At 39.9% G+C, this 12099-nt stretch carries 15 protein-coding genes; 8 read left to right on the forward strand and 7 right to left on the reverse strand.

All coding sequences use genetic code 11. The annotated features are described in order from the left end of the window. Positions 1-483 precede the first annotated feature (483 nt). The 7 genes from C9J38_RS16315 (at position 484) to C9J38_RS16340 (ending at position 5414) form a co-directional block, all read left to right on the forward strand. Positions 484-1815, forward strand: coding sequence for an S-type pyocin domain-containing protein (locus tag C9J38_RS16315; protein WP_107208022.1), 1332 nt, complete (start codon positions 484-486; stop codon positions 1813-1815). A gap of 1 nt (position 1816) precedes the next feature. Then, a complete protein-coding gene (locus tag C9J38_RS16320) occupies positions 1817-2101 on the forward strand; it encodes a bacteriocin immunity protein (RefSeq protein WP_107208023.1) in 285 nt (94 codons plus the stop codon). A gap of 217 nt (positions 2102-2318) precedes the next feature. Beyond that, the gene (locus tag C9J38_RS21790; protein WP_158259513.1) at positions 2319-2492 is read left to right on the forward strand and encodes a hypothetical protein; all 174 of its coding nucleotides are present in this window, start codon (positions 2319-2321) and stop codon (positions 2490-2492) included. Between the two features lie 3 nt (positions 2493-2495). Continuing rightward, the gene (locus tag C9J38_RS16325; RefSeq protein ID WP_107208024.1) at positions 2496-3260 is read left to right on the forward strand and encodes a hypothetical protein; all 765 of its coding nucleotides are present in this window, start codon (positions 2496-2498) and stop codon (positions 3258-3260) included. Beyond that, positions 3235-3681, forward strand: a complete 447-nt coding sequence (locus C9J38_RS16330) for a hypothetical protein (RefSeq protein WP_107208025.1) — start codon at positions 3235-3237, stop codon at positions 3679-3681. Before C9J38_RS16325 ends, C9J38_RS16330 begins: the two co-directional genes overlap by 26 nt. 169 nt (positions 3682-3850) lie before the next feature. Then, a complete protein-coding gene (locus C9J38_RS16335) occupies positions 3851-5020 on the forward strand; it encodes a PAAR domain-containing protein (RefSeq protein WP_107208026.1) in 1170 nt (389 codons plus the stop codon). Next, positions 5013-5414 (forward strand): hypothetical protein, encoded by a 402-nt coding sequence (locus C9J38_RS16340; protein ID WP_107208027.1) that lies wholly within the window; start codon positions 5013-5015, stop codon positions 5412-5414. The genes C9J38_RS16335 and C9J38_RS16340 overlap by 8 nt, the downstream gene beginning before the upstream one ends. A gap of 271 nt (positions 5415-5685) precedes the next feature. Here C9J38_RS16340 and C9J38_RS16345 read toward each other — a convergent pair whose 3' ends face one another. Both C9J38_RS16345 and C9J38_RS16350 read right to left on the reverse strand, forming a co-directional pair. Further along, the gene (locus C9J38_RS16345) at positions 5686-6966 is read right to left on the reverse strand and encodes a Y-family DNA polymerase (protein ID WP_107208028.1); all 1281 of its coding nucleotides are present in this window, start codon (positions 6964-6966) and stop codon (positions 5686-5688) included. After that, positions 6963-7670 (reverse strand): S24 family peptidase, encoded by a 708-nt coding sequence (locus C9J38_RS16350; protein WP_107208029.1) that lies wholly within the window; start codon positions 7668-7670, stop codon positions 6963-6965. Before C9J38_RS16350 ends, C9J38_RS16345 begins: the two co-directional genes overlap by 4 nt. Before the next feature lie 400 nt (positions 7671-8070). Here C9J38_RS16350 and C9J38_RS16360 point away from each other — a divergent pair, with 400 nt between their 5' ends. Continuing rightward, entirely contained in the window at positions 8071-8508 is a 438-nt protein-coding gene (locus tag C9J38_RS16360) for a PACE efflux transporter (RefSeq protein ID WP_107208030.1), read from the forward strand. Positions 8509-8702: 194 nt separating this feature from the next. Here C9J38_RS16360 and C9J38_RS22160 read toward each other — a convergent pair whose 3' ends face one another. From C9J38_RS22160 to C9J38_RS16385, 5 genes are all read right to left on the reverse strand, one after another. Then, positions 8703-8837, reverse strand: a complete 135-nt coding sequence (locus C9J38_RS22160; protein ID WP_107208031.1) for a prepilin-type N-terminal cleavage/methylation domain-containing protein — start codon at positions 8835-8837, stop codon at positions 8703-8705. Between the two features lie 383 nt (positions 8838-9220). Then, positions 9221-9484 carry a hypothetical protein gene (locus C9J38_RS16370; protein WP_107208032.1) on the reverse strand — a complete coding sequence of 88 codons (264 nt, stop codon included), beginning with the start codon at positions 9482-9484 and terminating at the stop codon, positions 9221-9223. A gap of 118 nt (positions 9485-9602) precedes the next feature. Continuing rightward, a complete protein-coding gene (locus C9J38_RS16375) occupies positions 9603-10754 on the reverse strand; it encodes an iron-containing alcohol dehydrogenase (protein ID WP_005372756.1) in 1152 nt (383 codons plus the stop codon). Positions 10755-10994: 240 nt separating this feature from the next. After that, positions 10995-11237 carry a hypothetical protein gene (locus C9J38_RS16380; protein ID WP_045085049.1) on the reverse strand — a complete coding sequence of 81 codons (243 nt, stop codon included), beginning with the start codon at positions 11235-11237 and terminating at the stop codon, positions 10995-10997. A 374-nt stretch (positions 11238-11611) separates the two neighbouring features. Continuing rightward, a complete protein-coding gene (locus C9J38_RS16385; protein ID WP_006647715.1) occupies positions 11612-11824 on the reverse strand; it encodes a cold-shock protein in 213 nt (70 codons plus the stop codon). Between the last annotated feature and the right edge of the window lie 275 nt (positions 11825-12099).

Genomic DNA, 12099 nt, shown 5'->3' on the forward strand with positions numbered 1-12099 from the left:
TAAACCTGTAATCAAAGTATCGGGATACCTTAACAATACATCGTCGTTTGTATTATTTGGTTTTTTCCTTCCTTCTATCCCAATGGCATTTCTTAATATATTCACTGGTATTCAACTCCCAAGGTTAACGCTAAGGTTAATGCTATTTGGTGCACTAATTGGTGCATTAATAGGGCACTATTTAGATGCCTCGTTGAGGGATAAAATACTCGAGTCAAACTACATCGAATGTACATCTGAGCGAGAACTTACTTTAAAATACTCGAGTCAAACTTATGTATTACCACCCACAAAATGTGATTATACCAAGCATAAATAGCTTTACTGTTAAATGACCGCCCATCGAGGCGGTTTTTTAGTATCTGGACGTTACCGCGTATCGGATCGCTTTAGATGTTTATTGTTAAATAGAGCCTGTTTCGGGCAAATTATTGCCCCTTGTCTTTTTGTCTTATCATTTGGGAATAGTACAAGGATAAGACGATGTGGAAAGCAACCGAAGTTAGCGCAAAACCTAATGTTAAATATGCAAAGATTAAAAATACTCCTCCAGTAGAACCTCAAACAGAAGAACAAATACCAAAGCCTTTTAATACAGAAGAACCATTACCATCGCTTATTTCGGATAATTTCAATAAGGTTAAGTCTGATAAAGTTTTCGCTAAATCGTGCTCACAACCTTTTGGCAATACCGATGCGTGCCAAAAAAAAGAATCGATTAAAAATAGTTTTAATCCTTGGGGACTATTTATAAGTTCAGCAGAGGCAATGCCTCTTGCTATACCGCCTCCAGTCATTTCTAGTAGTGCGACGATGGCCGCAGGAACACAAAACCAATCAAATAATGATAAAGCGGCACGCGCACTGACTCAGGTTGCGGGAAAGTTTAAGGATAAATCACTCGATAACTTACGCTTTGTTGTTGAAACCTCATCTGTTATTAATTTATCTTTAATGCTGTTTAAAGCCTTGCATTTTCCTGATGATACGCAGCATACAGAAGAAGAATTAAGGCAAATGCAAGAAGTCAAAAGCCGTATTCGTGTGCAGATAATAGAACCCGAAGGTGATGATGTTTACCCTACAGTCAGAGCTTTTCATGTTGGCGATGGTGACGACAAAGTACCTGTTCGGTATGTGGGTAAGAACGCACAAGGTCAATATTCAGTCGCACTAGAAGAAGATGGCCCAACGATATATTGGTCACCAGACGAGACTGGAAATCAAGTGCCCCATACAACGCCGTCTCAAGATGATGGTGTGTCATTCGATGATATTTGGGTAAATCCACTCAGTGATGCGGTTAAAGACTCATCGACTGTATTACCTATGCCTGCTGAGAGTGATTGGCAAGATAGAATTCTTGTGTTCCCTGAAGGTTCAGGGATTGAGCCTCTGTATCTGGTCTTTAAGATAACCGCTCGTAATGAGCCAGGAGTTGTTACTGGGAAAGGTGAAGATATAACAGGGATCTGGTTAGAAAAAGCAGGACAAGAATTAGGAGCACCAATACCGTCCCAGATAGCCGATAAATTAAGAAGCAGAGAGTTTTCAAGTTTTGATACGTTTAGAAAAGCATTTTGGCTTGCCGTATCAGAAGATATGGAGCTTCTAAAAGGTTTTAGTCGTTCTAATCAGCGCTTAATTAAGCGAGGGAATGCTCCATTTTGTGTTGAAGACGATACCGCAGGTGGAAGAGAACGATTTGAGATTCATCATATTAAAGAAATCCAATATGGTGGCAAGGTATATGATGTAGATAATTTAAGTGTTGTCACTCCAAAACGACATATTGATATTCATAAAGGGTTGTAAAATGAATCTGAAATTAGATGACAAGATTACCAACTATACAGAAGCTGAGTTCTATCGTTTCTTAGAAGACTTTTTTGAAGATACTGATACAAACAATTTATCTGATAGTGCTTATGATAAGCACATATCTAAACTAGCAATGCACTTCTCAAAGTTAGTTGCACACCCAAAAGGTAAAGATCTAATCTTTCATCCTTCTTCAAATCAAGAGGACTCCCCTGCTGGAGTTATTGCTTCATTAAAGCAATGGTACGCAGACAATGGGCTCGACTTATTTAAAGAGTAAAGTAATTTTTAAAAAAACTAGTTCTGTCTAAAAATAAGAATAAATAGAATTACCGTTAAAAGACCGCCCATCAAGGCGGTCTTTTTGTATCTGGACATTACCGCGTATCGGATCGTTTTAGATGTTTATTGTTAAATAGAGCCCATTTTGGGCAAATTATTGCCTAGTACCTTTTTTATTTACAATGATTCAAACTCAATAAACTTTTTATATTTAAATGCCTAAATCTCTAACATGGCTATCGCCGCCAACTGAATTTAATCGTCATGACAGCTTAGTCAAACAGACTGAACGTGCTAATAAATCCGAATTGGCGAAAGAAGCTAGGGCGCAAAAAACACTTGAGCAAATTGAGCGCATCAATGCCAAAAGTTCACTCAAGCATGAATAACTAATGAATGATATCTCTGGGAATGGAGTGTTTACTGGGCAATGTACACTCCAAGAAGAATTAGAAAAGAATCATCAAGCTGTGTTGCTTCTCACCGAAGAAGATTCATTCTATACCATTAAAAATTTGATTGATGAACGATATCATCAAAAAGGTCAAATACCATCAACATTGATTTTGAAAGACATTGATAAATCGAAGACATGGGCCGAATACTTAGCAACTGGTCTGGGGGCTATTAAGTTAGCCCAAGCCTTTGACGATTTTGGTGTGACAGCGCGATATTCCGTGATTAAAGGGAAAACTCGTGTATCAATTGCCACTCGAAATAATGGACAGCAGATGTTACGGCATGTGCTTGTTAATGGAATGCGTCTTAAGGTGAATGGAAAAAAGACCTATGCGATAGATAATCCGAAAGTTGTTCAATTAGGATTAGCGCCAACGCAGCGTATTAGTGCTGGCATAAAAGCTGGTGCTATGACCATGATTATTTCAGCCGCCATAAATACTAATGATCTGATCTTTAACGATGATTATGATTTTTATGATTGGTTTGGAAATATAGGAACGGATTTTATTAAGACAGCTATAGCATTATATGGCACAGAGATTGTGATAGGTGCAATTATTGGAGCTTGGGGAACGATAGCAATTCTCGTAATAGCTGCTGTATCTGTGACCTTAAGTTTTGCTATTGATAAATTATTCGAAGTTAATAACGTCTCAAGAGAACTTACAAATGCACTCAGAAAATTGCAATCATAACGGCAAATATGTATCTAAAAAATTAAAAATACAAAACTTTATTATCTGTATTCTTTTTACTGCTTTATCTTTGTGGTTTCTATCCTCTTGGATTCAAACAGTAAAATCAACTTATAGCTTATCCCATGTTGTAAAATTATCATTTGGAGATGCGTTAGGTGGCTTTATGAGTATAGGTTTGATCATTTATTTATGGTCTGGCCTTATTACAGTCATCAAAACAGGTGTGCAAGTGAAATACTCATGGTCAAAAAGAAAAATAAAAGTACAAAATAGAATAATGTTATTTTTCTTTATCGCCAGTTTTATTGTTACAGCCCTCACTTATTTTATTATCAATGATCGACTTTTATCTGAAGGGTACTCAGTCAAAACGAAGTACACCAATATGGGCATATATAAGACCTATACAAAGAATTAAAATAAGCAATGATAACCGTCTGTTTCTTCTTCGTCACAACAATCGCTACCGCGTATCTGTATCGGATCGCTTTAGATACATACTGTTAAATAGAGCCTATTTCGGGCAAGTTATTGCCTATGCGCATTTTTTAGTATTATTGCGTCTTTATAAAATAAAGGATTATCTGATGAGTAATGACGTAATAACTGTTGGTAGTAAAACCACAACGGGCGGTTCTGTTATATCAGGTCACGGTGGTGTCATTATAAACGGACAAAAGGTTGCCCTTGTTGGTGATATTGCGACTTGTCCATGCGGCAGTAAAATTTGCAGAGGTCAAGGTCCGATTGTCGCCCAATCCCCAAGGGCTGCTAATGTGTTTGGTACCAATCTAGCTCGTGTCGGTGATCTTGTTGATACTGGGTGTGGTAGTTGCTTTCTTGACGCCAGTTCTCATCAGGTAAGTTTAAATACATCAACAGCGACTAATTTGAATATGGGCAGCGGCGTTAATATAGGTAATGCCGTTAATATCAATGGCGGCAATGTCAATATTGGTAGTAGTGTAACATTTGGCTCTCAGTCAAGCATAACAGCAGGAACTGACAGTTCTGTTGCGTCTGTTCAATCATCCTCACGAATGACATCTCAACTAAATACACCAGAAATCAACCCTAATAATATGTACTGGCCTCCTTACAACTTTCTCGCTAAAGAGGGAGATAAAGAGATCCATATTCGATATATGCAAGATGTCGTAGAAACTACGGTTCTAGCCCCAGAAGAATGGAAAGAGTTTTTTGATGCGCTCGATAAAACTCAAAATATCGGTGGTGCAATGAAAGGCACTTACGATGCATTCGATACCGCTAAAAAATTAGGTGGTTTGGGTGTTACTGCTTATGTGAAAACACATAATGGTGTCGATTATTTGATCTTGAAAGGTTACAAACAGCACATGAAAACGTTGCTCGCGGGTAATCGTTTTAGAGCATCAAATCCTCAAGTGGTAAAACTTGCTTTAGGTGCTTTGGATTCACCCAAAGGTATGGCTCGTTATGTTAAGGTCACCGCTCCTATGGAAATATTGGTCGGTTCAGCCATTAACGTTTTAAAGTATGTTCTCAATGATGAATACACTTTAAAAGACCTAGGCGTCGATGAGGCTAAGTTACTTGTGAATGTTCTGGTTGTCGCTGGAACAGCTTTGGCTATAGGTACTCTTGCAGTTCCTACAACAGTTTTAGGAACTGCAATAATCTTGGTTTCAGCTAGTTTATTTATTTGGACTGTTGATCAAACTACTGATTTTGAAAAGAAGTTAGTGGATTTAGTTTTAGAGAATTTTGATGATTAGGACTTTATTGTCGCTACTATTAATTTTAGTATCTAGTTATACATCATACGCCACAATTAAGCCGTTATTATTACCAATTGAGCAGATTGATAAGGTTTTGTTTAGTAACTTAGCATTACCATTTATTGCCACATGGGGAATTGCATTCTTTAGCATCATGTCATTTTCTTTATCTGTAAAGAGCTTGGTAACGAAAGACAAATATCGAGGTGGAATGAAGTTATTTTATTGCTCTTTATGTCTGGGGGCTATTGTTGGTATAGGTGTTAATTATGCGAATTATTTTTTAGTTATAGAGCCTAATGACATGTTCGAATGCCCTAAGAAAATCGGTTACAAGAAAAACTTAATGCGTGAGTATGTTTCTGACCTTTCCTTGTGCGAGAAGTTATAGAGCCTGTCGATTTTGTGCGCATAAATTCTGATTACGTTAAAAGACCGCCTCATCATTCATCATGGCGTTTTTTTGTATTTGGTATAATGGGTTAATAAAGCCTTGGTGCCTTGGCTCTGTTGTATGGCCGAAATGTTCCCGTATAACCATGTCAGATGACTTAATACCCTAGATGTCACCATGTCAGAGAAAGATATTCAAATCGGACAGGTGTCCGATATGGCTTATAGAAGGTCTATCTTCAACTCTCAAGCTAATTCATTTCTTTCCACTAAACACACTTCACCACCACAATGTCTTTAATGTCGGTGTAGTAGTTCTCTAGCTCTAACATTTCTATTTCTCCCTGCCGTTCGTGGTAGCTGCGTTGCTGGCACGCAAAACCGATCACGCCTTTACCAAAGCGATCGCTTAATTGGTCGAGGGTGTTGTTTAAGGTGTCTTTGTTGTCAAAGCGGTTAAATAATTCGAACTGTTTTACTTCGGCATCAATCAGGCTTGGAGCGCCTACGCCCACTTTGTATATGGGTTGCTTGGCAAGGTTGTCGGGGATCAAGTCATCGAATAAGGCGCGTAATTGTTGCAGGGCAAAACTGGTATCGGTTAGGCCGCTTTCTAGGGTGAGTTCACCACGGCGATAAAACGGCGGGCAACGGTCGTATTTTGAGGTGCTGACAAATACGGAAAGGGTTTTCATCTCGCTTTTTTGGTCGCGTATTTTGCGCATGACTTCGGCGCAGTGGTGAGCCAATTCGGCAAAAAGATCGTCTCGGTGGTGTAGGCGATCACGGTAAGAAGCGGTAGACCATATCTGTTTTTTCTTTTCTCGCTCAACGGAAATGTCTAAACAGGCGATGCCATTCAGCTCTGAAATCACGTTAGCCACGTTGATGGAATAACGTTTGTGATAGGTTTTAGTGTCGCACTGTTTTAGTTGGTAGGCGGTTAAAATGCCTTCTTGTGTCAGGTGTTTATTCAGTTGTCTGCCTATGTTCCAAAGTTTACCTACGGGCATTTGTTTTAAAACTGCATCGGTTTCTTTCTCGCTTATTAATACACATTGTCCCTGGTAAGGTTGGCAGTTCTTCGCCGCCCACGAGGCGACTTTAGCCAAGGTCAGGGTTTTGCCGACACCAGCGCCTGTCGGTACACCAGTTTCTTTATAAATGGCTTTGCGTAAGGCTTGTACGTGTTCATTCAGATCGACGTTAATGCGGTACAGGTGGCTCACATCGTAAAACACTTCATCTACGCTGTAGCGCATAGAACGGGCACCTTGTATGTGCTTTTCAAGGGCGGTCATAAAGCGATCTGAATGGTGAGAAAAGGTGTTGAAGTTGGCTTTATACACAATGCCTTTGTGTACCCGCAAGCGGTCTATTTCTTCCCATATTGGGGTGAATTTTGAAATCCCGATGTTTGTGCAAGCACGGTTAGCAGCAATGGAGATCCCTTGGCCTGCTGTTACCAATAACGGGGTGTTTCTCAGGGCGGGCTTGTAGGTAATGCAAGATTCGGCGTAAAAACGGGTGCCATCAAGTAAGCAAATCATAAGGTAACAGGGCGGTGTAATCGTAGGCTGTAACGCACCACGCCATGTAAGCGGGTGTAGTCGTCTTGGTTTATTTTTTGTGGCTTAAAGCTGGGGTTATCTGAATACAGGGTTCTGCTGTGTAGGTTTACGCGCTTTACGACAAGATCATTATTTAATGAAAGTACGATAACGTCTTCGTTCTCGGGGGTTAGGTGGCGCTCTAATACCAGTATGTCGTGGTCCCAAATGTACGGCAGCATGGAAAGCCCAGCCGCACGGCACAAGATGGTGGAATGCTCTTGGGTGATCACCAGTTGGTGTAGGTCGAGTTCGGTTAAGTCATGGTGCCATGGTAATAACGGTGGTTGTCTAAAGTGATGGATAGAGAGTGTGATCACGCCTATTACGTGTAAGTCGTCCCACTCTTTGCCTGATGCAGCAATGTGTTGGCATAGCAGGTTCCAACGTGCGATGTGGTTGTCACCGTGTTGTTCAAATACAACAAGATCGCTGTTTAGGGGCTGTAAGGCACTGTCTATGAGTAGCCAATCTCCTTTTGCGATCCCTAGCTTTTTGTAGGTGTTATCGGCGCCCATTAACCGCATAGATGAATGGCTGTGAACAAACATGGTTTGTAGGTTTAGCGATTTTTTCCGAAAGCGAATAGTGGGGTTTTCAAAGCCGGTGATCCCCGCCTGTACGTAAGTGTTAAGTGTAATCATGGTTAAATATACTGTATGTATGTACAGTATATTTTAAGGGTGTTTTGGGCGAGTGGCAAGTATCGTGGTTGTTGTGTGAATGAAGTACTGCATCAAGATAGTCGAGAGCAGTTAAAACTTGGGCGTAGTTATTCAGAAATACAGCAGAAGTTAGGGTGTAGCAGGGCGACAATAGCGCGGGTGGTAAAAGAGGGGTAGTTTTAGTGTGTTACTTGTGAATACACGGAAAGATCGCTCATCAAGGCTAACACCTATCATTTAAGGTGTTTGGAATGAACTGGATAACGAATTTTATTGATACTAAATAGAGAGTACTATCTGTTTTTCGGATAGGTTCTAATTATTATCTTTTGTTTTCTTAGTTATACTTTGTTTTTTTATAAATATGGATGACAAACTAATGAGAACGACATCAGATCGTATCCGTCATGCTATTGGATTTGAAGTTATTGGGTTGTTGATTGTTGTTTTCGGCTTGAGTCAATTTGATTTCAACATCGGACATGTAGGGATTGTGGGCGTTTTGTTTTCTATAATTGCGACTGTTTGGACTTATTTTTATAATCAGTTTTTCGATAACTTTATGATGAAAACCTATAACGTACAAAAGAAAAAGGTACATCACAGGATATTACAAAGTATTGGGTTCGAGGTGGGGTTACTTATTATAACTATACCTGTGCTGTCGGTGGTATTGAAAGTCACACTAATAGAGGCTTTCATTCTTGATATCGGGTTAGTTGTCTTTTATCTGTTTTTCTCATATTTTTATAATGTTATTTATGACGCAGTGTTTCCAATTAAGCAATTGGTCGTACATGATAAACAAAGTGAATGAACGTTTATTTTATATAACACCCGTTACATGTACCAAATTTGAAAGGTCGCTTAGGCGGCCTTTTTTGTATCAACACTCCTCTGCCCCATACCACTCCCCTTCAACACCACATTGATATAAACGTCCCATCCATGTCATTTGCATCGTTAGGGCTTTGCCGCTTTCTTTCTCGAACGTGATCCAATCTACTGTCGCTAGGCTGTTGTTAAAATCAGGATGGCCATCTTGTTTATCAATACGGATTGTTGCGTAGCTGCCATGGCGATCAATATGCTTAACACGCTAATGGTGATGATTGATTCAAGTAAGGTAAATCCTTTAATTTTCATTGTATTAAATCCGTTTTACGTAAGTTATGTAAATTACATAAGTTAAGTAAGTTACGTAACTTAAATCAGTTTAAAGCGGTTGGCTTTCCACTCGGCAGCATCTATTAATCCGTTATCATAATAGCCACCCCAATTGAAAAAGAACGGGCTAAAACTGCCGCTTCCTGTTATGTGGCTAACTCCAATACAGGCAATAATCATTACTACTGAAATATCTGTTACTTTGGATTTAATTGAGTTCGCGCTGGATTTTGAGGTAGTTACTTAGAGAAAAAGAGAAGTTAGGGTGTAGCAGGGCGACAATAGCGAGGGTAGTAAAAGAGGGTTAGGGTTGGTGTGTTGCTCGTGAATACACGGAAAGACCGCTCATCAAGGCGGTCTTTTTATCTGCTATAGCAATTCATTCGAATGGTTGCACCATCGGCAATGTAGCTAAGTAAGGCTTTGCACTTATCTATAATATTTTGGCTTTTGCTCTTATTAAGAAGCTGAGTCAAAGATTGAGTTAATCCGGCAGATTCATATTGTTCTAATGAAATGATCACTGCACTCGGTAATTTCTGATTGTCATTACAATAGGCTTTTACGGAGACTTTCTTTGGCGAACTTCTGTGATTACTGATCTCAACGATAATATTTTCTGTCATTTCTTTACCCTCGAAATAGATGAGTTAACAAAAAGCCAGCGTTGTTCTACGGTTAGCTTTTTCGTTATTCGTTATAAAAAAGGCTGGGTTCTCCCAGCCTTTTTATAGCTGTTGCTAATTACATGCGTGCTTTAAAGATCGCTACGATTTCTTCTAGGCTCGCTTTGCGTGGGTTCGTTAAAGAACATGCATCGTTTAGGGCGTTTTGCGCCATGAACGCTAGCTTGTCTTCAGTCACACCTAAATCTGCTAGGCGTTGCTTAGTACCCACTTTTTCAGAGAGTGCATCAATCGCTTCAAGGGCTGCATTTACTGCTTGCTCTTGGGTCATTGCTGCTGTGTCGATACCCATTGCTTTCGCAATATCAACAAAACGCTCTGGTACTTGTTTAGCGTTAAAGCGTGAAACTTCTGCCAATAGGATCGCGTTACATAGGCCGTGAGCCAGGTCGTAAACACCACCTAATTGGTGCGCCATTGAGTGAACGTAACCTAAAGATGCATTTGAAAATGCCATACCAGCAAGGTACTCGCCGTATTGCATTGCATCACGTGCTTCGCGGTTTTGGCCGTCGTTAACAGCAGTTTCTAGGTTGTTTACAATCAGCTCAATCGCTTTAATGGCAGATGCATCAGTAATTGGTGTTGCAGCTGTTGAAACATACGCTTCAACGGCGTGGGTTAATGCATCCATACCGGTTGCAGCAGTTAGGAACTTAGGCATTGCGACCATTAGCTCTGAATCGTTTACTGCAATAATTGGCGTGAAGTGCTTATCAACCACTGGGTATTTAGTTTCATCTTCTTGGTTAGTGATGATCGCAAATACGGTCATTTCTGAAGCGGTACCTGCCGTTGTGTTCACGGTTACCAATGGAAGTTGTGGCTTTTTAGAAAGGTGTACACCTTTCGAGTAATCACGAATGTGACCACCGTTCGCTGCCACAAGTGCGATACCTTTAGCAGTATCGTGTGAAGAACCACCACCGAATGAAATCACAAAATCAGAATGGCTGCTTGCAAGTAGCGCTAGGCCATCTTCAATGTTTTTCTCAGTTGGGTTAGGTTGCACACCATCGTAAATAGTGTAATCAAGGCCGTGCGCAGTAAGCTCGTCAGTTAGTTTGCTCACTAAACCCACTTCAACTAATACACTGTCTGTCACGATTAGGGCTTTTTTCAGCTCTTTTGAGGCAAGTTCAGCACCTAAAGATTGAATAGCGTTAGGACCCATTAATGTTACAGGTGGCATGTAGAATACATTGCTCATAATGAAGCTCCGTTAATATTTAAGAATTTATGTTGGCTTATCGCATGTGCCATAAGCCGGAATTTTTTACAGAGTGTGAATAGCAAAGTGAGTGTTACCGGCACCGAATCTTTATGGTTGTTGTTGGTGTTGATGCTAACAACAGCTCACTTACCGGAAATAAACAATAAAATGAAAAGTTAACCACTATTACGTAAACGTAATAATTAAAATGGGGTGTTACTTGCCGATATCTGCGGCTTATTTATCAGCAGCAGACAGTAGCTTTTCAGCAAAAGTAAGTTGTGATGCTGATTGTGTGAATACCACACCTGAGTGTGAACGCTCTGCAGTACCTTGTTTTTGGTAGTGAGCTGCATTCATAGTGCTAGCCGCTGCTTTTTGAAATTGAACATTACCTGTGAACGCACCATCTTTTGCTGAAGCGTTGTAAGACATAGCGATGATAGCGGCTGCGATAGTTGCTTTAATAACTGTTTTCATGAGTAATAAAACCTTGTGTATTTATGTTTGTGAACGCCTTGTGCGTTTCGATGGGTGTATTATTAATAATTACACTAAAAACAACAATACGATAAAAGCACAAAAGATTATTACCAAGTGGTAATAATAATGAGGGGTGCAAGATAAAGGTAAGAAAAGAAGGGAGAGCAAAAGCGAAAGATAAGTACCGTGAGCGCCGTGTGAATAAATCTCTGCATCAAGATAGTCGGGAGTAGTTGAGCCTTGAGCAGAGTTATTCAGAAATACAACAGAAGTTGGGGTGTAGCAGGGGGGACGATAATGAGAGAGGGTAAATTACAGGTATAAAAAATGCCGGCCTTAGCCAGCATTTTTTATTTATCCGTAAGGATAAATTAGATAGCTACAACGTTTGCAGCTTGAAGACCTTTTTGGCCTTGCTCTACTTCAAAAGACACTTTTTGGCCTTCAGCAAGAGTTTTGAAACCTTCAGAAGCGATAGCACGGAAGTGAACGAATACGTCAGCACCGCCGTTGTCTTGAGTAATGAAACCAAAACCTTTCTCTTCGTTAAACCATTTTACTAAACCAGTAGTTTTGTTAGACATGTTATGCCCCTTATATATGTGATTAATTAACCGCTAAAATGCGATGTGCTAAGTGGTTAAATTATTAATGATACTGCCAAAACAAGGGAAACACTGAAGTACAAAACGAAAACGTTGATGTAGCTGAAGGTTTAACTGTGACTTGGTGCCGCATTTAATAACTCTCTAAACAACAGAGCGAGATGGATAATAACAGGTGTTTACTTTTTGTACAGTCTTTTTTGTCGATATAGTCAAAATAGATTATTGATAGTGCTGTGTGGACAAGAAAAAGA

The sequence above is a fragment of the Photobacterium sp. GB-210 genome, assembly GCF_003026075.1.
Taxonomy (GTDB): Bacteria; Pseudomonadota; Gammaproteobacteria; order Enterobacterales; family Vibrionaceae; genus Photobacterium.